At 62.3% G+C, this 19042-nt stretch carries 20 protein-coding genes, 1 other RNA gene and 1 riboswitch; of the genes, 8 read left to right on the forward strand and 13 right to left on the reverse strand.

Going from position 1 to position 19042, the window contains the following annotated elements; translation table 11 throughout:
• Positions 1-94: 94 nt before the first annotated feature.
• Complete coding sequence (gene rpsU / locus AC5SSZ_RS01020) at positions 95-301, reverse strand: 30S ribosomal protein S21 (protein ID WP_005614280.1); 207 nt, start codon at positions 299-301, stop codon at positions 95-97.
• Between the two features lie 154 nt (positions 302-455).
• Between rpsU and AC5SSZ_RS01025 the strand changes: the two genes are divergently transcribed.
• Positions 456-1166 carry a COQ9 family protein gene (locus AC5SSZ_RS01025; RefSeq protein WP_274834884.1) on the forward strand — a complete coding sequence of 237 codons (711 nt, stop codon included), beginning with the start codon at positions 456-458 and terminating at the stop codon, positions 1164-1166.
• A 143-nt stretch (positions 1167-1309) separates the two neighbouring features.
• Positions 1310-2293: an NAD(P)H-quinone oxidoreductase gene (locus AC5SSZ_RS01030; protein WP_495438307.1), complete on the forward strand. Its 984-nt coding sequence runs from the start codon at positions 1310-1312 to the stop codon at positions 2291-2293.
• 63 nt (positions 2294-2356) lie between these two features.
• Here the strand turns inward: AC5SSZ_RS01030 and AC5SSZ_RS01035 are convergent, their stop codons facing one another.
• Together AC5SSZ_RS01035 and AC5SSZ_RS01040 are read right to left on the reverse strand one after the other, a co-directional pair.
• Complete coding sequence (locus AC5SSZ_RS01035; protein WP_495436286.1) at positions 2357-3214, reverse strand: DUF2189 domain-containing protein; 858 nt, start codon at positions 3212-3214, stop codon at positions 2357-2359.
• Positions 3215-3460: 246 nt separating this feature from the next.
• Complete coding sequence (locus AC5SSZ_RS01040; RefSeq protein ID WP_495436289.1) at positions 3461-4120, reverse strand: ribonuclease T2 family protein; 660 nt, start codon at positions 4118-4120, stop codon at positions 3461-3463.
• Positions 4121-4273: 153 nt separating this feature from the next.
• On the opposite strand from AC5SSZ_RS01040, the gene AC5SSZ_RS01045 reads away from it, so the two are divergent.
• Positions 4274-5047, forward strand: a complete 774-nt coding sequence (locus AC5SSZ_RS01045; RefSeq protein ID WP_495436291.1) for a DUF1013 domain-containing protein — start codon at positions 4274-4276, stop codon at positions 5045-5047.
• Positions 5048-5132: 85 nt separating this feature from the next.
• Here the strand turns inward: AC5SSZ_RS01045 and AC5SSZ_RS01050 are convergent, their stop codons facing one another.
• Positions 5133-6911: a carboxyl transferase domain-containing protein gene (locus tag AC5SSZ_RS01050; protein ID WP_495436293.1), complete on the reverse strand. Its 1779-nt coding sequence runs from the start codon at positions 6909-6911 to the stop codon at positions 5133-5135.
• Positions 6912-7107: 196 nt separating this feature from the next.
• On the opposite strand from AC5SSZ_RS01050, the gene ltaE reads away from it, so the two are divergent.
• A complete protein-coding gene (gene ltaE, locus AC5SSZ_RS01055) occupies positions 7108-8160 on the forward strand; it encodes a low-specificity L-threonine aldolase (RefSeq protein WP_495436295.1) in 1053 nt (350 codons plus the stop codon).
• Here the strand turns inward: ltaE and AC5SSZ_RS01060 are convergent.
• The 5 genes from AC5SSZ_RS01060 to AC5SSZ_RS01080 all read right to left on the reverse strand — a co-directional run bounded on the left by AC5SSZ_RS01060 (position 8157) and on the right by AC5SSZ_RS01080 (position 11972).
• Positions 8157-8570 (reverse strand): hypothetical protein, encoded by a 414-nt coding sequence (locus tag AC5SSZ_RS01060; RefSeq protein WP_495436297.1) that lies wholly within the window; start codon positions 8568-8570, stop codon positions 8157-8159. The two genes, ltaE and AC5SSZ_RS01060, sit on opposite strands and share 4 nt — an antisense overlap.
• A 22-nt stretch (positions 8571-8592) precedes the next feature.
• The gene (recR, locus tag AC5SSZ_RS01065; protein ID WP_065271302.1) at positions 8593-9192 is read right to left on the reverse strand and encodes a recombination mediator RecR; all 600 of its coding nucleotides are present in this window, start codon (positions 9190-9192) and stop codon (positions 8593-8595) included.
• Between the two features lie 191 nt (positions 9193-9383).
• Entirely contained in the window at positions 9384-9728 is a 345-nt protein-coding gene (locus AC5SSZ_RS01070; RefSeq protein ID WP_065271301.1) for a YbaB/EbfC family nucleoid-associated protein, read from the reverse strand.
• 10 nt (positions 9729-9738) lie between these two features.
• Positions 9739-10092, reverse strand: coding sequence for a hypothetical protein (locus AC5SSZ_RS01075; protein WP_495436301.1), 354 nt, complete (start codon positions 10090-10092; stop codon positions 9739-9741).
• Between the two features lie 20 nt (positions 10093-10112).
• A complete protein-coding gene (locus AC5SSZ_RS01080; RefSeq protein WP_495436303.1) occupies positions 10113-11972 on the reverse strand; it encodes a DNA polymerase III subunit gamma/tau in 1860 nt (619 codons plus the stop codon).
• Positions 11973-12109: 137 nt separating this feature from the next.
• Here AC5SSZ_RS01080 and AC5SSZ_RS01085 point away from each other — a divergent pair, with 137 nt between their 5' ends.
• A complete protein-coding gene (locus AC5SSZ_RS01085) occupies positions 12110-12631 on the forward strand; it encodes a protein-tyrosine phosphatase family protein (RefSeq protein ID WP_495436305.1) in 522 nt (173 codons plus the stop codon).
• Positions 12632-12744: 113 nt separating this feature from the next.
• On the opposite strand, the gene AC5SSZ_RS01090 is transcribed toward AC5SSZ_RS01085, so the two are convergent.
• The 3 genes from AC5SSZ_RS01090 to nudC form a co-directional block, all read right to left on the reverse strand.
• Complete coding sequence (locus AC5SSZ_RS01090; protein WP_274832680.1) at positions 12745-13119, reverse strand: hypothetical protein; 375 nt, start codon at positions 13117-13119, stop codon at positions 12745-12747.
• Positions 13120-13239: 120 nt separating this feature from the next.
• A riboswitch (cobalamin riboswitch) is annotated at positions 13240-13475 on the reverse strand.
• Positions 13476-13583: 108 nt separating this feature from the next.
• A complete protein-coding gene (locus AC5SSZ_RS01095; protein ID WP_495436308.1) occupies positions 13584-14087 on the reverse strand; it encodes an SRPBCC family protein in 504 nt (167 codons plus the stop codon).
• A gap of 26 nt (positions 14088-14113) precedes the next feature.
• Positions 14114-15100, reverse strand: a complete 987-nt coding sequence (gene nudC, locus AC5SSZ_RS01100) for an NAD(+) diphosphatase (RefSeq protein ID WP_495436310.1) — start codon at positions 15098-15100, stop codon at positions 14114-14116.
• A gap of 336 nt (positions 15101-15436) precedes the next feature.
• On the opposite strand from nudC, the gene AC5SSZ_RS01105 reads away from it, so the two are divergent.
• Together AC5SSZ_RS01105 and ffs are read left to right on the forward strand one after the other, a co-directional pair.
• Positions 15437-17293 carry a 5'-nucleotidase C-terminal domain-containing protein gene (locus tag AC5SSZ_RS01105; RefSeq protein ID WP_495436312.1) on the forward strand — a complete coding sequence of 619 codons (1857 nt, stop codon included), beginning with the start codon at positions 15437-15439 and terminating at the stop codon, positions 17291-17293.
• A gap of 65 nt (positions 17294-17358) precedes the next feature.
• Positions 17359-17457, forward strand: an RNA gene (gene ffs, locus AC5SSZ_RS01110) — signal recognition particle sRNA small type.
• Between the two features lie 66 nt (positions 17458-17523).
• Here the strand turns inward: ffs and AC5SSZ_RS01115 are convergent.
• A complete protein-coding gene (locus tag AC5SSZ_RS01115; protein ID WP_065271293.1) occupies positions 17524-18357 on the reverse strand; it encodes a prephenate dehydratase in 834 nt (277 codons plus the stop codon).
• A gap of 119 nt (positions 18358-18476) precedes the next feature.
• On the opposite strand from AC5SSZ_RS01115, the gene AC5SSZ_RS01120 reads away from it, so the two are divergent.
• On the forward strand, positions 18477-18983 hold the full coding sequence (locus AC5SSZ_RS01120; protein WP_065271292.1) for a c-type cytochrome: 507 nt from the start codon (positions 18477-18479) through the stop codon (positions 18981-18983).
• The last annotated feature ends 59 nt before the right edge of the window (positions 18984-19042 follow it).

Consider the following 19042-nt stretch of genomic DNA (forward strand, 5'->3'; position numbering starts at 1 on the left):
ATTCCGCCGTAAAATATGTATCTTAGAAACGACAAACCCCCGGGGCGGGCCACGGGGGTCGTCAAAAGCGTCCAGAAAAAACCGGAGGAAGATCTTAGAGGAGACCTTCGCGCTGTGCTTTCTTACGTGCCAGTTTACGGGCACGACGAATCGCTTCAGCCTTCTCGCGCGCTTTTTTCTCGGAGGGTTTCTCGAAATGTTGCTTGAGCTTCATTTCGCGGAACACGCCTTCGCGCTGCAGCTTTTTCTTCAGGGCACGGAGCGCCTGATCGACATTGTTGTCACGAACACTAACCTGCATGTGGTTTTCACCACCTTTCTAAGTTGGGTTGCAAGGATTTGCAGGAGGTGGCCGTATAGCAAAGCCGGTCTAACTTGTCTAGTACTGAGCAAAAGGGCAGATCGCGCAGCGACGCAGGCCCTTAAAGGCGCATTTGTTGACGAGGAGATGCATCATGACTGAGCAAACAGCCACAGAGCAACCGGCCGCCGACACCGGATCGATCGACGCGCTTCTGGATGCGGCGCTCATTCATGTTGCCTTTGACGGCTGGACCGAAGCCACCTTTGCTGCTGCAGTCGAGGATTGCGGCATGGACCCGGTTCTGGCACGCGCCCTGTGCCCGCGTGGGGCGGTGGATCTGGCGCTGGCCTATCACCGGCGCGGCGATGATCAGATGCTGGAACGGTTGAAGACGGCGGATCTGACGGGGCTGCGGTTCCGGGACAAGATCGCCGCCGCCGTCCGGTTCCGCCTTGAAGCCTCTGACGACAAGGAAGCGGTGCGCCGGGGCGTGACGCTGTTCTCGCTGCCGGTCTATGCCGCCGACGGGGCCAAGGCGATCTGGGGCACGGTGGATGCGATCTGGACCGCGCTGGGCGATACCTCCGAAGACATCAACTGGTACAGCAAACGGGCCACGTTGTCCGGGGTTTACTCCTCGACCGTTTTGTTCTGGCTGGGGGACGACAGCCCGGGCCATCAGGCCACATGGGACTTTCTGGATCGGCGCATCGACAACGTGATGCAGTTCGAAAAGCTGAAGGCCGATGTGCAGAAGAACCCTTTGCTGAAGCCCCTTCTGGCCGGCCCGTCCTGGCTGGCGGATCAGATCCGGCGCCCGTCGACGCCCACGGATCTGCCAGGCCGTAGGACTGGCCGCTGATCAAACGCCACGTCCATTCGCCGTTTCAGTACATCCGGGCGCAATGCAAGCCTCCTGCCGGGGTTTGTGCCCCGCACCCAAGGTGTTATTCAAAGCGGTAAAACGCACCACGCAAGGGAAAGGATCTTTGCATGACGGAGACATTGCCGGAAACGATGCGCGCGATTGAAATCTCGCAACCCGGAGGCCCCGAGGTTCTGACGCTGACAGACCGGCCCGTTCCGCAGCCGGGCCATGGCCAGCTGCTGCTGAAGGTAGCCTATGCGGGCGTCAATCGGCCGGACGCGCTGCAGCGGGCGGGGGCTTATGATCCGCCTGCCGGTGCCAGCGATCTGCCGGGGCTCGAGGCTTCGGGCGAGGTGGTCGCCATCGGTGCGGGCGTCACCGAATACGCCGTGGGGGACAGGGTCTGCGGCCTGCTGCCCGGCGGCGGCTATGCCGAATACGTGGTCACACCGGCCGCCCATTGTCTGCCAATCCCCAAGGGCATGTCGCTGAAACGCGCGGCCTGCCTGCCGGAAACCTGTTTCACGGTCTGGTCAAACGTCTTTACCCGGGGAGGGCTAAAGGCGGGCGAACGTTTTCTGGTGCACGGCGGCTCATCCGGGATCGGAACGACAGCGATTCAGCTGGCCTCGGCCTTGGGCGCGCGGGTGTTCACCACTGCCGGGTCCGATGCCAAATGTCAGGCCTGTCTCGATCTGGGGGCCGAGCGTGCGATCAATTACCGCGACGAGGATTTTGTGAAAGTTCTTAGCGCTGAGGGCGGCGCCGATCTCATCCTCGACATGGTGGGCGGCGACTATATTCCCCGCAATATCCGGGCGCTGGCCGATGATGGCCGTCTGGTACATATCGCCTTTCTTTCAGGCCCTAAGGCCGAGCTGAACTTTGCCCAGATCATGGCGCGCCGCCTGACGGTGACGGGCTCGACCCTGCGCCCGCAGAGCGATCTGGCCAAGGCCCGCATTGCGCAGGATCTGGCCGAGGCGGTCTGGCCACTGGTCGAGGCAGGCAAGATGGCGCCGGTGATGGACAGCGAATTTGCGCTGGAGGAGGCGGCAGCCGCACACGCGCGGATGGAAAGTTCCGGCCATATTGGCAAGATCGTTCTGAAGGTGGGCTAAGGCCGCTTACCTGCACGCAAGAAGGGCCGACAGTTGCGTCGGCCCTTTTCTGTGTGGTTCGCTCTATTTCACCGCGCGTCGGTACAGGTGCCATGTGGCGTGCCCCAGCACCGGCACCACGATGATCAGCCCGGCCAGGAACGGGATCGCACCGATTACCAGCATGCTGCCGACGATCACGCCCCAGGTAATGCAGATCACCGGGTTCTTGCGCAGCACCTTGATTGAGGTGGCCACCGCCACCGGCAGGCCCACGTGGCGGTCCAGTAGCAGCGGGAAAGAGACCAGGCTCATCGCCAGCGCGGCAAAGGCAAAGACGGCCCCTAACGCGCCGCCTGCAATTGCCATGATCCAGCCTTCGCGGGTGGTCACTACGGCGGTGGCGAAGCCGAGCATCGAGGTCGGCGGCTCTGGTCCCAGGGTGCGGATATAGATCATGTCCGCCGCGACCAGCCAGATGATGAACAGTGCTGCCAGATAAAAGCCCAGCACCAGAATGGCGCCGAAGGCAGGCGAGCGGATAACACCAAAGGCATCCATCCAGCGCGGCTCAAACCCGGCTTCGCGGCGCGAGGACATTTCATACAGCCCGACCGCCGCAACAGGCCCGAGGATCGCAAACCCCATGATCATTGGCACGATCAGCGGCAGCAGATTCATCGACAGGCTCATCACGATCAACGCGATGCCAATCACCGGATAGAACAGCACCAGGAACATCGCATCGCTGCGGCAGGCGGCAAAATCTTCAAGGCCTGCGGCCAGTGAATGGATGAGGTCGTCCATCGAAAGCCTGCGCGCCTGAGGCAGCTCCGTGACGTCGCTGCTGCCCATTTCTCCCACCGTCTTGCCGAAATGCTGTCCGGTGGTTTCTGCCCCCTGCAAGAGCCAACTGAGCGGATTACCGATTGTCTTTGCCATGCGCTTGTTCCTCCTCTTCCTCCTCGCGGATTTAAATGGAAGTGCCGTTTAGGCAGGGCCGTGCGCGGCACGTGGAACAATACTAGCACAAAATCGGCCAAAATGCGCTGCACAAGCCAATCAATGTCGCGTGAGGGAAAGCTGCCCAGTGGCGCCTGCCTCCTCTTTTCGCGGCCAAGCCGCCTGTCGGGCGGTGGGGCAGGGGGAGTTGGGGAGATGGAGGAGGAAGCCAAGCCTCCATAAGGTTCAGCGCACCGGGGCAAATAGTGCATCCTTCAGAGTGCAGTCGCGGATCACGTCCCGGCCGCAGGGCACCGGATCAAGGCTGCGCGACAGGCAGATGCGGGCCTCTTGGATGTGACCATCGCGGCAGGTGATGGTCAGGCTGTCCCGGCTCAGCTGTGGATTTTCCTTCAGAAAGGCTTCCTCGACCAGCGATGCGGGCAGTTTCACCAGTTTGTCCAGCTTGCGGAAGATGGCCGGACGGGTGATCTGTCCATAAGCCTCGCGCGAGAGGGAAAAATACTGGGCAGGGGACAGGCCGGAACAGCTGCCGTGTTTCTTCCATTGATGCCAAGCCAGGCCCGGAGACCCCATGATATCGGCCATCTCGGCGGTCTGGCGGCGGCTTGGCGGGGCCTCGGCGGTGTTGCAGAAATCCGGCCAGCCCCGGTGATACTGCGGCCACAGCCCATGCAGGGTCCAGCCGTGATCATGGCGGCTATCGCATTGGTCTGCTCCCCTGGCATCGCCTTCGATGGCGCACCAGTTCGGTGACCAGCTGAGGCTGAGGACGTAGTAATCGAATTCGCCCGCGACCTCCCGCGACCGGTCGCTGTCGGCGTAACCGGGCAGCGACGCCAGCCCGGAAATCACGGTTGCAATTGCCAGCAAGAACCTGCGCATCGCCTCTTTCCTTATGAAAACAAGGCGACTATATAGGACTGAAGTTCCCCGACAACGGAAACCCGCCCCAGACCTCGGGGCAGCCTAATTCAGGCGACGGGAAAGATGTACGTAGATGTTCGTGGGGCAAACGTGTTTTAAGGAGATAAGCGCATGGCAAAACCGTTGATGACCAAAGCGACCGCCGTGTGGCTGGTGGACAATACCACGATCAGCTTCAAGCAGATCGCCGATTTCGTTGGCATGCACGAGCTGGAGATCCAGGGCATTGCCGACGGTGACGTCGCCGCCGGCGTCAAAGGCTTTGATCCGGTCGCAAACAACCAGCTGACGCAGGATGAGATCGACAAGGCCGAGGCCAATCCGCTGCACAAGCTGAAGCTCAAGTTCAACCCGGCCGCTGCTGGCGAGGAAAAACGCCGCGGACCGCGCTACACGCCGCTGTCCAAGCGTCAAGACCGCCCGAACTCGATCCTGTGGCTGGTGAAGTTCCACCCGGAACTCTCCGATGGTCAGATCGCCAAACTGGTAGGCACCACCAAGCCGACGATCCAGTCGATCCGCGAGCGGACCCACTGGAACATTGCCAACATGCAGCCGATCGACCCGGTTGCGCTGGGCCTGTGCAAACAGTCCGAACTGGACTCTGCCGTGCAAAAAGCCGCCGCAAAACGGGCTGCCGAAGGCGGCGTGATGAGCGATGACGAACGCCGCAAGCTGGTGTCGACCGAGCAATCGCTGGAGATGGATGCCGAGCCGAAGATCCCCTCGGCCATTGAAGGGCTGGAAACCTTCACTCTGGGTGGTGGCTCTGCCGAAAGCACCACGTCCGAAGAGCCGCTGCCCGATGCGGACAGCTTCTTCAACCTGCCCTCGGGCGGTGATGAGGACGACGAGGACGAAGACGGGACCGATCCCCGCTTCTGAAGCGTTCAGACATCAGGGCCGACACGGTCCAACGAATAGGAAAACCACGCCCGGATCCGGGCGTGGTTTTTTCTTTGTGGCGGTCCTACCAGGCGTCGGCGTAGCGGGGGGCGGGGGTCGCGTGGCCTGCGCTCTCCAATGCGCGGTGCAGCGCGGCGCGGGTCTCTGCCGGGTCGATGACCGCGTCGAATTCCAGCAGGCTGGCCGCATTCAGTGCCTTTCCGCGCTCATACAGGGCATCGACGAGGCGTTGATACTCCGCTTCCCGCTCTGCCGGGTCCTCAATCGCGGCCAGATGGTCGCGGTGGCCCAGCCTGACTGCGCCCTCCAACCCCATGGCGCCGACCTCTCCGGTGGGCCAGGCACAGCAGAAATGCGGACGATCCAGCCCGCCGCCCGCCATCGCCATCGCGCCCAGACCATAGGCCTTGCGCAGGATCAGCGTCACCAGCGGTTGGCTGAAATGGGCTCCGGCCAGAAACAGCCGGGAGATATGCGCCACCTGTCCGGTTTTCTCGACCTCGGGGCCGACCATGAAGCCGGGCGTGTCACATAGGGTGACGACGGGCAGGCCCCAAGCATCACACAGCTGCAGAAAACGCGCGCCCTTGTCACCGGCCTCGGCATCAATGGCGCCGCCAAGGTGCAGCGGGTTGTTCGCCAGCAGCCCCACCGCGCGACCTTTGATCCGGGCAAAGCCGGTGATCATGCCCGCGCCAAACCCGCGGCGCAGCTCCTGATACGTGTCACTGTCGGCCAGCCCGTCGATGGCTGCGCGCATGTCATAGGCGCGGGTGCGGTCCACAGGCACGACATTGCGCAGGTCCGGGGTTTCCTCTGGGTCATCAGCGGGTGGTGTCTGTGCGGCCTCAAGGCTTAGCAGCCGTTTCGCAGCCTCTACGGCCTCGGCTTCGTCTTCGGTCAGAATGTCGATCAGCCCGGTGCCTGCCTGCACGTCACTGGGGCCGATCTCCTTCGGGGCGACGACACCCAGCCCGCCGCCTTCTATCATCGCCGGGCCGCCCATGCCGATCCAGCTATTGCGGGTGGCGATCCGCAGGTCGCAGACCCCGTAAAGGGCCGCGTTCCCGGCGAAACAATAGCCCGACACGATGCCGATTTTCGGCCCTTTGTAGGCGGCGAAATGGCGGAAGGAGGTGACATTCAGCCAGGCCGCCATGATCAGGGCGGTGTCGCCGTCGTTGGGTCTCCCGCCGCCGCCTTCGGCGAAGAGGACGATGGGCAGCCGGTCGCGGCTGGCGACCTCGATCAGGCGGTCCATCTTACGGTGGTGGTTGAAACCCTGTGTGCCTGCCAGAACCATGTAATCTACCGCCATGGCAGCCACCGTACGCCCAGAAACCGTGCCGATTCCGCAGATGATACCGTCGCCCTGCGTGCGCGCATGGAGATCGGGCAGCGCCCGCTTGCCACGCTGGGCCGCCACAGCGAGGGCGCCATATTCAGTGAAACTGCCTGCATCGAACAGGTCGTTGATATTCTCCCGTGCGGTGCGGCCTCCCTGCGCGTGACGTTTGGCAACGGCCTCGGGTCGGGCGCTATCGTCCAGCAGTGCCATGCGGGCCGCATATTCCTCCAGATCTGGACGGGCGGTATCGTCGGTTGCGGCCTCCTCAACGGACACGCTGCCGGGTTCCAGTGTGATCAGCGTCTCACCGCCCTGCAGCTCTTGTCCGGCGGTCACGTGAACGGCAGTGACAATCCCGCTCTGCTCGGCGCGGATTTCATGGCGCATTTTCATCAGTTCGGTGGCCAGCAACACCGTGCCTGCGGCCACTTCCTGACCCGGTGCGACATGGACTTCGGCGACGATTGCGGCGCTTTCGGCCTTTATGAGTGTCACCAGTACCCCTCCCTGATCGCTGATGTTGTTCTCAGTCAAGCGTTCGCCGGGGGCAGCTGTCAATTTGACCGTGGGGTCACTTTTCCGGATCAGGGCTGGGGCGGGACACAGAAGGTTGTTATCTACCCGCGACTTGGGGGTTTTCGTGCCGACCTCTTGCGGCTAGCGTTGCGCAAAATCGACTGGAGAGATCATCATGAGCCAATATGCAGGAATGACGCAGACCGAAACCGGTGCAGGGGTGCTGTGCGATCTGCGCAGCGACACGGTCACCCGCCCCGACGACGCGATGCGTCAGGCGATGGCGGCGGCTGAGGTGGGCGATGATGTCTATGGTGAGGATCCGCAGGTCAACCAGTTGGAGGCTACCCTGGCCGAGCGTCTGGGCAAGGAAGCGGGCCTGTTCCTGCCCACCGGCACCCAGAGCAACCTGACCGCGCTCCTGTCTCATTGCGGCCGCGGAGAGGAAATCATTACCGGCCGCGACTACCACGTATTCAAATACGAGGCGGCCGGCGCTTCGGTGCTGGGCGGCAGCGCGCTCTACCCGCTGGAGGTTCAGCCCGGCGGTGGACTTGATCCCGCAGCGATCGCGGCAGCGGTCAAACCGGATGATTCCCATATGCCGATCAGCCGCCTGCTGTCCTTGGAGAACACCCACAACGGACAGGCCATTTCGCTGGAGGACATGCGCGCGATGACCGATGCGGGCCGGGCTGCGGGGCTGTCGCTGCATCTGGACGGGGCGCGTTTTTTCAACGCGATCACTGAACTGGGCTGCTCTGCACCGCATCTGGCGGTGCTGTTCGATACCGTGTCGATCTGCCTGTCCAAGGGGTTGGGCACGCCTGCGGGATCGGTTCTGGTCGGTCCGTCCGATCTGATTGCCCGCGCTCGGCGCTGGCGCAAGATGCTGGGCGGCGGCATGCGCCAGTCCGGGGTGTTGGCCGCAGCAGGTCTGATGGCGCTGGAGCAGAACGTCGACCGTCTGTCAGAGGATCACGCCCGGGCCGCTACGCTGGCAGATGCCTTGCGCGCTCTGGGCGCGGGAGAGGTCACGCAAGCCACGAACATGGTGTTCTTCACCCCGGCAGAGGGGCAGAACGCAGCCCTGCAGGCGCATCTGGCCAAGGCGGGCGTGGTGATTGGGGCAGGGGACAGCGGCCCGATCCGGCTGGTGCTGCACAAGGATGTCACCGATGAGGGCCTCAACGGCGCGATTGCCGCCTTCCAGGCCTTCTTCAGCTAAGAACGGGTTATCCGTTGCACAAACGGGATCAGGGCAAATGCGATTTGCCCTGCCAACCCGATCGCCCCGGCAGGGGTGGCCCAATGGCTGAAGTAGCTGCTGGGGGGCGCGCCCATCAGGTTGGTGGCGAGTACATATTCCGCGACCATCAGCAGCCCGAAGGCCCAGATCCCCATCCACAGGCGCGCGGCGGCAGGATACAGATCCTTGCGATTCCGGGTCAGGTGCCGGGCGATCAGCCAGCTGAGGGTGAGCATGATGGGCAGTTCAAGGCAGACCGCCCAGAGTTCATCCATCAGGGGCAGCAGCACAAAGATCCGCAGGCTGCCCAGAACAAATCCGCAGAAGAACACGGCCGCAAAATAAAATGTGGCGGCTCTCAGAACCGGGCGGTGCAGGGCGATTGGCATGGCTGTCCTTCCCCTTTTGCCGTCAGAGTTCCTTACGGGCCTTCAGCGCGGCGCTGATGGTACCGTCGTCGAGGTAATCCAGCTCGCCGCCGATGGGTACACCCTGCGCGAGCGAGGTAAGTTTCACCTGACCGCTCAGCTGGTCGGCGATGTAATGGGCTGTGGTCTGCCCGTCGATGGTGGCATTCAGCGCCAAGATCACCTCGCTCACTGCCTCGCTGCCGACCCGGTCGACCAATCGGGGAATGCGCAGGTCTTCGGGACCGATGGCATCCAGCGCCGAGAGGGTGCCGCCGAGCACGTGATAGCGTCCCTTGAAAACGCCTGCGCGCTCCATCGCCCAGAGATCCGAGACGCTTTCGACGACGCAGATTTCGCCATTGGCGCGGGCCTCGCTGTCGCAGATCTCGCAGATATCCTCGGTCCCCACGTTGCCGCAGTTGAGGCATTCGCGGGCAGTGGTGGCGACGCGGGTCATCATGTCCGACAGTGGTGTCAGCAAAAGCGCGCGTTTGCGGATCAGGTGCAGCACCGCCCGCCGGGCCGAACGCGGCCCCATGCCGGGCAGTTTTGCCATCAGATCGATGAGGGTTTCGATGTCGCTGGTAGAGCGGTCTTGCATGGAGGCGGCCTTTGGAGTGTTAGCCCATATAGACGCATCACGGCGGGCAATGGCAAGGGGAAGCGCGATGGATGTTCAGGGTTTGTCTGGGCGGTGCCTGCGCGTTAGATCGGGCAAAGGGCGTATGCCCGTGAGACATGAAAAAGGCGGCCAAGGCCGCCTTTTCGGAACTTTTCAGTCGCGCCTCCGGATCAGAAGGGCAGCTTGATATCCTTGGGCAGGCCCATGCTTTCCGTGAGGTTGGTCATCTCTTCCTGCGCTTTTTCGGCTGCCTTGGACTGTGCGTCCTTGATGGCGGCCAGGATCAGGTCCTCGACCATTTCCTTGTCATCGCCGTTGAAGATGGACGGGTCGATATCCAGCGCCTTGAGGTCGCCCTTGGCCGAGGCGGTGGCCTTGACCAGGCCCGCGCCCGCTTCGCCGGTAACCATGACGTTGTGCAGGTCTTCCTGCATCTGCGCCATCTTGGTTTGCAGTTCCTGTGCCGATTTCATCATCTTGGCCATATCGCCAAGACCGCCGAGGCCTTTGAGCATCTGTGTTCTCCTAAGTGCGGGGGCGCAGCGCGCCGTAAGTCATTCCCGAACATATCGCAATTGCAAGCGTGATGAACAAGTGGGGGGAGGCGGTGCAGTCTTCGATTATGCCCAAGGCACTCTTATCATCAAAGAAAAGCTCATGATTATCGACGGCAATTACGGCCGCGAGCATGCCCCAAAGAAAGCCTGCGATTGCAAAGGAGGCGCGCTTTCTGCTGTACAGTGCGAATCCGGCAAGAGCGAAGAGGGCCAATACAGCAGGCTTGGCCGATATCCGCCAAAGCACATCCCACGCGCTGTCGGAAAGATCGCCGGTGGCAAGGCAGGTTTTGGCGTAAGCGGTTGTCGGCAGGGTGAACAAGAGGACCGTCAGGCCAGTCGCTACCCGTCCTCGAACGGATCCCATTCGTCCTCCACCTCGGGCAGGGCTTCGGCCTCAACCTCGGCGGCCATTTCCTCGGCGGTACGAATGCGGGTAATCCGGGCCTTGGGGAAACTGTCGATCACCGCCTGTACCAGCGGGTGTTTGCTGGCCTTGGTGCGCAATGCGTTTTCGGCGGCATCGCGGATTTCGGCGATCGTCGGGGCCTCGCCGTCGGGGGCTATGGTGACGACCCAGCGGCTGCCGGTCCAGTTTTGCAAGGCGGTGCCGAGGCGCGCAGCAAGGTCTCGGGGCGCATTCGCATGCGGTGTGAATTCGATCCGGCCCGGCTGGTAAGAGACGAGGCGCACGCCTGTTTCCACCTCGACCAGCAGTTTCACATCGCGGTTGGTGCGGATCAGTTCCACCACATGTTCGAAGGTCGGGTAGCGGGCGAGGGCCTTTTCTGCGGCCGGGGCCAGCGCAGTGGCTTGTCCCTGTCCCTGTCCCTGTCCTTGGCCGTGGGACATGGTCATGCCGCCGGACGGTCCACCGCCCGGTGCGCCTTGCGGCGGAGCAGAGGTGATAGCCGATGCCCCGCCCGCGGCAGGCGCGCCCATGCTTTGCATGGGCATTCCGCCACCACCGCCGGGCGGCGGGGGCGGCATATCCTGCAGCTTGCGGATCAACTCCTCGGGGCTGGGCAGATCGGCCACGTGCGTCAGGCGGATCACCGCCATCTCGGCAGCCATCATCGCGTTGGGGGCGGCGGCGATCTCTTCCAGCGCCTTGAGCAGCATCTGCCACATGCGGGTCAACACCCGCATCGGCAGCGCTTCGGCCATCTGTTGACCGCGGGCGCGCTCATCCGGGCTGATGGTCGGATCCTCTGCCGCGTCTGGCGTAATCTTTACCACCGACACCCAATGGGTAATTTCGGCCAGATCGCGCAGAACAGCCAGCGGATCGGCGCCTTCGGCATATTGCGAGGAGAGCTCGCTGAGCGCCGCAGCCGCATCGCCGCGCAGGATCATATCCATCAGGTCCAGCACCCGGCCCCGGTCGGCAAGGCCCAGCATGGCGCGGACCTGATCGGCGGTGGTCTCGCCCGCGCCGTGGGAAATCGCCTGATCCAGCAGTGAGGTCGCATCGCGGGCCGAACCTTCGGCGGCGCGGGTGATGAGGGCGAGCGCATCCTCGGCAATCTGGGCGTTTTCGGCGGTGGCGATCTTGCGCAGGAGGGCGATCATCACCTCGGGCTCAATCCGGCGCAGATCGAACCGCTGGCAGCGCGACAGCACCGTCACCGGAACCTTGCGGATCTCGGTGGTGGCAAAGATGAACTTCACGTGGGCGGGGGGTTCCTCAAGCGTCTTCAACAGCGCGTTGAACGCGCTGGTCGACAGCATGTGAACCTCGTCGATGATGTAGATCTTATAGCGGGCCGAGGCCGCGCGGTATTGCACCGAATCGATGATTTCGCGGATGTCGCCGACGCCGGTGCGGCTGGCGGCGTCCATCTCCATCACGTCCACGTGGCGGCCTTCCATGATCGCGAGGCAATGCTCGCACTGACCACAGGGTTCGGTGGTGGGGCCGCCGGTGCCATCGGTGCCGATACAGTTCATCCCCTTGGCAATGATCCGGGCGGTGGTGGTCTTACCCGTGCCGCGAATACCGGTCATGATGAAAGCCTGGGCGATTCGGTTCGCGGCAAAGGCGTTTTTCAGCGTACGCACCATGGCGTCCTGGCCAACCAGATCCGCAAAGGTTTCGGGCCGGTACTTGCGGGCGAGGACCTGATACTGGCCGGACGGCTGCTCCGCGTGCTGAACCTCAGCGGTTTGGGTTTCAGGATCGGATGTTGGGGTGTCGCTCATGCTGTCTCGTGCCGGATTCGGAATGGGATTGGGACCGCCTCATAGGGTAGGGAAGCCCGCGGGCTTCGTCCACCGCTGTTGACCGCCCGGCAGGGCAGGTGGCAGAGTTTTTCCCTGTATGTGGTGGAGAGTGTGTGATGACTGGGATGAGTTCCGACGGGGCGGGCGCGCAGGCCGGGCAGCCCTTTACGATCTACGCGGTGTCCGCCGCCAATGGCATTCTTGCTATCTGCCCGCTGCCCGGTGCCGGGGGCGACTACAAGGGGGACCTTGAGCTGATCCACGACTGGCAGCCCGGTCTGGTCATTTCGATGACCACCGAAGCCGAGCATGTCTCCGTTGGGGCCGCGACGCTGGGGGTTGATCTGCAGAGCATGGGAAGCCGCTGGGTGCATCTGCCGGTGGCGGATTTCGGTGTGCCCGGCCCGGAGGTGAACGAGGCCTGGCCCGGGGTCAGCGCCTCGGCGCGCCAGGCGCTGAACGGTGGCGGCCGCGTTCTAGTGCATTGCCGGGGCGGCTGCGGGCGCTCCGGCATGGTGGTGCTGCGCCTGTTGATCGAATGCGGTGTTGCGCCAGAGGCGGCGCTGAACCGGCTGCGCATGTCTCGCCCCTGCGCGGTCGAGACCGAGGCACAGATGGCCTGGGCCCGCAGCCGCTGAGCCAGAGGCAGCCCGCCGGAGCGGGCTCGACTGTCATCCCGCTTTCTTCTTCATGGGGCGCGGCATTCACCGAATAAAACCGACGCCCCTCCTGTTGTTTGCTGGGTCTGCCGCTACGCCGCGCTGAGCGGGATGGCTTCTCCGAAGGAGCAGGGGCGATGTGGCAGGTGATCTGCGGGCTGCGCTTGTGCATCGCTGGACAGCAGCGCGTCGGCAAAACGGTCCAGACCGCTGCGCTCTGCTGCGGTGTCCACTTCGCAGAACACCCGGATCCTGTCGTGCGAGGCAAAAAAGCGCGCCGGGCAATGGCGGGTGCAGCCATCGAGCAGGCTGTCGCCGGTGATTTCAAAATCCTCTTCGGTCATATCCCGCGCGGTATCGAGCGCCCCGCACAGGGCCACCAGCATCCGTTCCAGTGCCGGGCAGCTTGCCCCGGTGTGTTGACAGGTTGTTGCCGCAAGTTCATGCGTTTTTGTCGTCCAGATCATCGCGCCCTCCGCGCTGAGGCAGGGGCATAAAGAGGGGGGAGAGACATGTGGTCGGATGCTTGTCGGCCAGAACGGGCCGCGCAACAGGAGCCATCTCACCCGCTCCGGACACCCCGCCCGGTTTCGAGTTGTTCGATGGCAGGTCTCCTGACTTGCGGGTCATAGCTTCTCCGGTCCTTCCCGGCCGCAGGTCTGTACCTTGCGTCCAGTGGATCTTCCGGGGTCGCTCTCCGCCTACAGTTGCGGGGGCAGTCGTGGAATTGTTCTGGCCGAGAGAGGCCGGATCGCACCACGTTCCCTTTTCATCCCGAACCCGCCAAAGGCGGATCGCGGAAACCATCTGTGAAATGGGTAGCGGGTCGAAGGGCGAGTCGTCAATTCGCTTGTGTGAAAGTCGGAGAAATCCGCGCCAACACCAGCAAGCCAGGTAAGCTTGCTGAATTGTGCAGGCGGATGCGGTGCCCTCAGGCCGTGCGGTTCAATCGTTCTTCGGTCAGCCGTGCGAAATCTGCCGCACGCGCTTTGAATTTTTTATTGAGCGAACCGCGCGCCAGTTTGAAGGATTGCAGCAGCAACCGCCCCGACAGGGTCTTGGCCGTCAGGTTGAGTGAAATTGTTACACGGGTGCGCCGCGGCGACAGCGCCATCAGTTCGATCTCGGTTTCGCCGTTCAGCCCGCTGCTGTCGCCGGACAGCAGAATGCGGGTGACGGGATCATAGGATTTGAGAGCAATGCGCAGCTCGCGCGCCTTGCCGCGAAAGTTGAATTTGGCATCCCAGGCGAGGCCGTTTTCAGGCGTGCTGATATCGCCGATCCGTTGCACGTCGATGCCGCGCCGGATGGCCGAGCGTTCAAAGCTTTCAAAGTCCGACAGGGCTTCAAACACGTCGGCGATCGGTGAATCGATATCTTCTTTACTCGTGAAATCCATGACTCTGACGCCTGCTTGCCTGTTTTGATTGATCAATTCTCAGCGTGGCTGCGATATTCCCTTTAATCCAGCGTATCCGCAAGCCAGTTCTGCAACAGAAAATGTGCAATTGCTCCTTTTCGGGCAGGCTTCAGGATCGGGTGCTCTCCGGCAAAGGCGGTCATCATGTCCTGCTTGCTGACCCAGATCGCGTCCTCGATTTCATGTGGGTCGATGGTCAGCTCGCGATCCAGTGCGATCCCGCGGCAGCCGAACATCAGCGACATGGGAAAGGGCCAGGGCTGGCTGGACAGGTACTCCACCTCTCCGACGTTCACGCCGGATTCTTCCAGAACTTCACGCCGCACGGCGGCCTCCAGCGTTTCGCCGGGTTCAACGAAACCGGCCAGCAGGGAGTACATACCTTCCGGCCAGCCGGGTGAGCGGCCCATCAGGACCTCGTCCCCATGGGTAATCAGCATGATCACAACCGGATCGGTGCGGGGGAAATGGCTCGCCTTGCAGCTGGGGCAATTTCTTTGCCAGCCAGCCTGAACCATATCACTGGGGTGGCCACAGCGGGCACAGAACCCATGCGAGCCATGCCAGGAAAACAGCGCCTTGGCAGTGGCGGCCAGCTCGGCCTCCAGCGGGGTCAGCCGGGTCATCACCCTGCGCAGCTCGGCGAAAGCATAACCAGAGGGCAGGTCCGGGTGCTGCTGCTCCGTCACATCGGCAAAACTGGCCAGCGCCATCTCGTCCAGCGCATCGGGCTGCCAACTGCTGATGTCACAGGCGAAGGCCGGGCTTTGATCCGGCAGGAGGCCGAGAAACAGAGCGGCGTCGCGGCACTCTGCTGCCATCGGATGCGTGGTGGCGATCCAGGCAAGAGCGTCCGGTCCGCGCTCTGGATCTGACCGCTGGCACAGGGGTTTGCCGCGCCACATCATCAGCACCTGTGCATTCTGTGCCCCCCTGGCAGCGTCTAGCGCTTCGGCATCCGCACGCAGATGCGCGCTGCGGTCCAGGCCACCCTTGCCGCCAAATGTCACCTCTTCGGCCCGTTTCATATCGTTGTCCTTCTTTTGGCAGGGGATCCGGCGTTAAGGCCCGATTTCCTGCATTGATGGCGGCAAAACCGCGCAATGACCAGCCTGTTCGGGTAGCGCGGTCGATGCATTTTTATGGTTGTCAGTGGATGTTTAACGCTAGGTCACCGGTCTGCCGCTGGATATTGGCGTTAGACCGGTCAAATTTTCGGCATCAGCGCCACAATCGTTAACATCCTCAAAAATGGTGACTTTGCAAATCAAGGAAACGCTGTTTCAAAGGGTTAACGCGTTCGTGTCAGAACGTGAGAAAAAACGAAGATCGGAAGACGCCGTGCAGGCTGCGGGTAGAGCAATATGACAGGACCGGATCAATCCTTGCCATTGGGGAAGGGGGTGCTGCGCTTGTTGGCAACCACCGATCTGCACAGCAATCTGCTCAGCTACGACTATTATGCCGACCGGCCGGACCCCAGCATCGGCCTGTCCCGCGTCGCGTCCCTGATCGCAGAGGCGCGGCAAGAGGTCCGGGAGGCAGGGGGCACGGTGCTGCTCTTGGACAATGGTGATGGGCTGCAAGGGGCGCCGATTGGTGAGATTTCCTCTGACGACCCGATCGTGCCGCATCCGCTGATGCAGGCCTTCGACGTGTTGCAATACGATGCCATCGGGCTTGGAAATCACGACTTCAACTTCGGTCTGGAGACGCTTGAGCAGGTGCTGGAGCAGGCACCCTGTCCGGTGATTTGCTCGAATATGACAGCCGTGGAGGAGGGACGGGAGCTACCTTTCGCCCGCACCACCATTCTGGAGCGGGAGGTGCCCGCCTGCGCTGGTGCGCCGCCGCTGCGGATCGGGATCCTGTCGGTGTTGCCGCCGCAGACGGTAACATGGGACGCGCATCTTCTGGAAGGTCAGGTCGTGGTTGCGGACATGGTGCAGGCGGCTGCCGCCGCTGCCAGCGCGCTGCGGCGGGAAGGATGCGATATCGTGATCGCATTGGCGCATACTGGTGTCGGAGGGCTGGAGCGGGTGCCGGGCATGGAGAATGCCTTGCTTCCCATCGCGGCCACGGCGGGAATCGATGCGGTGATCGGCGGGCACACCCACAAGACCCTTCCAGATCCCGAGCACAGTTTCACCAAGCCGGTGGTCATGCCGGGCGCGCATGGCTCACACTTGGGGCAGATCGATCTGCAGGTGTCGCACGGCTCGGAGGGGTGGCGGCTGGAAAATTGGGACGCCCGCCTCAAACCCATCTGCAGCAGGGCAGAGAATGGCGATCTGATGTCTCTGGTCGAGGAGGACGCTGAACTGACCCGTGCGCTTGGCCCCGCGCATGATTCAACGCGCGAACGGATGCGTCAGCCGGTTGGCTTCAGTGACGTGCCTTTGCACTCCTTCTTTACTTTCTTTGGGCCCGATCTTGGGCTGGAACTTGCAGCAGCAGCGCAGGCGGCAGCGGTCAGGCCGCTGCTGGAAGGCACTGAGGTTGGCAAACTGCCGCTCTTGTCCGCGGCGGCGCCGGGTAAATTCGGTGGCCGCTCCGGGCCGGGGCATTATACCGACATCGGGCGTGGCGATCTGTGTATGCGCAACGTCGCTGATCTTCACATCTTCCCGAATGAGCTTAGGCTGGTTGTTGCGACCGGCGCGCAAGTGCTGGACTGGTTGGAAATGTCTGCGGGTGTGTTCAAACAAGTCCGCCCAGGCAGTACCGAACAGGAACTGGTTGATCCCAGCCGTGCCGGGCATAATTTTGACGTTCTTTTTGGCCTGCAATACGAAATAGATCTCTCGGCACCGCCGCGGTTTTCCTCCTCTGGCGTGCGGATCAACCCGGCGGCAGGGCGCATTCGACGTCTTCGCGTGCATGGGCGGCCCGTGGCCCCTGCACAGCGTTTTGCCGTTGTGGTCAACAGTTACAGGGTCAGCGGTGGTGGTAATTTCCAGATGGTCAAAGACGCCGAGAGCATCCCGCTGCCGCCGGTGCGAATCCGGGATGTGATCCGGGACTACGTTGCGGGCCGCCTGCCTGAGGATCCACTGGCGCAGGAAGAGTATCCGTGGCGGTTTGCCGAGCTCAACAACGCCGAGGCTGCCGCCTATACCAGCCCGGAGGCGGTGCAGTATCTGGATGAATTGCCGGAAGGGCAGGTGCGCAACTGCGGCATGACACCAAAAGGCTTTCTGAAACTGATGCTTGCCCTCTGAACTGCGGAGCGGTGGATCGGGGAGGCCCCCTTGTCATTGCTGCGGCAGCCGCCTATATCGGGATTCGAGAGGTTGGCGCGGGCAAGCGCCTCGCCAACCTGGTCAGGTCCGGAAGGAAGCAGCCACAACGAGCCCCGCTTGGGTCGATGTCCAACCTCTCACCTTTCCCCAAAATACAGGTCCAGCCCGCCGAAAGGCGTGGGCTGTCTTAATGCCCGCAGAATTACAGGTTAGTAGCGGCCATTGTCAGCGGGATAGACGCCCAGGATCTCGACGTTGGTGGTAAAATAGGCCAGCTCGTCCATTGCCAGCTGCACGTTCTCATCCTCGGGATGGCCTTCGATATCGGCATAGAACTGAGTCGCCGTGAAGGAGCCGTCGACCATATAGCTTTCCAGCTTGGTCATGTTGATTCCATTGGTGGCAAAGCCACCCATCGCCTTGTAAAGCGCGGCGGGGATGTTGCGCACCTGGAACACGAAGCTGGTGATCATGCCATGGGCACCGCGACGGCTGTAATCTGGCTCGCGTGACATGATCAGGAACCGCGTGGTGTTGTCGCCGTTGTCTTCGATATGGCGGGCCAGCACATCCAGACCGTAGATCTCTCCGGCCAGCTCGCTGGCGAGGGCGGCAACGTGTTTGTCGCCTGCCTCCGCCACATCGCGGGCGGCCCGTGCGTTGTCGGGGCTGACCCGGCCGGTGATGTCATGTTTACGCAGGAACTGTCCGCATTGCGGTAGAAGAACCAGATGCGATTTCGCCTCGCGGATATCTTCCAGCCGGGCACCGGGCACGCCCAGAAGATTGATATGCACCCGCACAAATGCCTCGTCGACAATATGCAAGCCGCTGTGCGGCAGCAGACGGTGAATATCGGCCACCCGACCATAGGTCGAATTCTCCACCGGCAGCATGGCGAGGTCCGCCTGACCGCTTGTCACCGCTGCGATCGTGTCCTCGAAATTGCGGCAGGGTAGCACTTCCATGTCGTGCCGCGCGTTGCGGCAGGCTTCGTGGCTGTAAGAGCCAAGCTCCCCCTGAATGGCGATTTTTCCGGTCATGAGTGCGACTTTCCTGCAAAACTTGGACAATCGGGCGTTTCGTCGCGCTGTCTACACCTTGCCACTTGAGAGGGGAAGCCTTAGACACCCTCCCAGACAGCTGAAATGGACTCGCGATCATGTTTGACACGATGACCCTTACCAAAGCGACTGCAGGCTTCTGCGGCGCGTTCCTCGTGTTCCTCCTGGGCAAATGGGCCGCAGAGGAACTGTATCATGTGGAGGCCCATGGCGAGGCTTCTTACGTGATTGAAGTGGCAGAGGCAGGTGGTGCAGAAGAAGAAGTGGAAGAAGTCAGCTTTGAAGAGCTGATGGCCTCCGCTGACGTTGGCAAAGGCGCCAAAGTCTTCAAGAAATGCTCCGCGTGCCACAAACTTGAGGCTGGCGCCAATGCGACCGGTCCTTATCTCTACGGTGTGGTTGACCGTCCCAAGGCAAGCGCCGAAGGATTTGGTTACTCCGGTGCCCTGTCCGGTATGGAAGGCGCATGGACCGCTGAGAACCTCAATGAATTCCTGATCAAACCGTCCGACTACGCACCGGGCACCACGATGAGCTTCTCTGGCCTGAAAAAGGTCAAGGACCGCGTGAACCTGATCGCTTATCTGGACAGCCTCGACGACTAAACCGTCGCTCCGGCTGGTACATAACCGGATTTGAGTTTTGAAAGGCCGCTGATCCTCAG

Source organism: Phaeobacter sp. CC-HEC084 (assembly GCF_059429255.1).

What these genes read in the sequence shown, in the direction of transcription:
- rpsU (WP_005614280.1), bottom strand. Translation starts at nt 301, where the DNA reads ATGCAGGTTAGTGTTCGTGACAACAATGTCGATCAGGCGCTCCGTGCC.
- AC5SSZ_RS01025 (WP_274834884.1), top strand. Translation starts at nt 456, where the DNA reads ATGACTGAGCAAACAGCCACAGAGCAACCGGCCGCCGACACCGGATCG.
- AC5SSZ_RS01035 (WP_495436286.1), bottom strand. Translation starts at nt 3,214, where the DNA reads ATGGCAAAGACAATCGGTAATCCGCTCAGTTGGCTCTTGCAGGGGGCA.
- AC5SSZ_RS01040 (WP_495436289.1), bottom strand. Translation starts at nt 4,120, where the DNA reads ATGCGCAGGTTCTTGCTGGCAATTGCAACCGTGATTTCCGGGCTGGCG.
- AC5SSZ_RS01045 (WP_495436291.1), top strand. Translation starts at nt 4,274, where the DNA reads ATGGCAAAACCGTTGATGACCAAAGCGACCGCCGTGTGGCTGGTGGAC.
- ltaE (WP_495436295.1), top strand. Translation starts at nt 7,108, where the DNA reads ATGAGCCAATATGCAGGAATGACGCAGACCGAAACCGGTGCAGGGGTG.
- AC5SSZ_RS01060 (WP_495436297.1), bottom strand. Translation starts at nt 8,570, where the DNA reads ATGCCAATCGCCCTGCACCGCCCGGTTCTGAGAGCCGCCACATTTTAT.
- recR (WP_065271302.1), bottom strand. Translation starts at nt 9,192, where the DNA reads ATGCAAGACCGCTCTACCAGCGACATCGAAACCCTCATCGATCTGATG.
- AC5SSZ_RS01070 (WP_065271301.1), bottom strand. Translation starts at nt 9,728, where the DNA reads ATGCTCAAAGGCCTCGGCGGTCTTGGCGATATGGCCAAGATGATGAAA.
- AC5SSZ_RS01080 (WP_495436303.1), bottom strand. Translation starts at nt 11,972, where the DNA reads ATGAGCGACACCCCAACATCCGATCCTGAAACCCAAACCGCTGAGGTT.
- AC5SSZ_RS01085 (WP_495436305.1), top strand. Translation starts at nt 12,110, where the DNA reads ATGACTGGGATGAGTTCCGACGGGGCGGGCGCGCAGGCCGGGCAGCCC.
- AC5SSZ_RS01090 (WP_274832680.1), bottom strand. Translation starts at nt 13,119, where the DNA reads ATGATCTGGACGACAAAAACGCATGAACTTGCGGCAACAACCTGTCAA.
- nudC (WP_495436310.1), bottom strand. Translation starts at nt 15,100, where the DNA reads ATGAAACGGGCCGAAGAGGTGACATTTGGCGGCAAGGGTGGCCTGGAC.
- AC5SSZ_RS01105 (WP_495436312.1), top strand. Translation starts at nt 15,437, where the DNA reads ATGACAGGACCGGATCAATCCTTGCCATTGGGGAAGGGGGTGCTGCGC.
- AC5SSZ_RS01115 (WP_065271293.1), bottom strand. Translation starts at nt 18,357, where the DNA reads ATGACCGGAAAAATCGCCATTCAGGGGGAGCTTGGCTCTTACAGCCAC.
- AC5SSZ_RS01120 (WP_065271292.1), top strand. Translation starts at nt 18,477, where the DNA reads ATGTTTGACACGATGACCCTTACCAAAGCGACTGCAGGCTTCTGCGGC.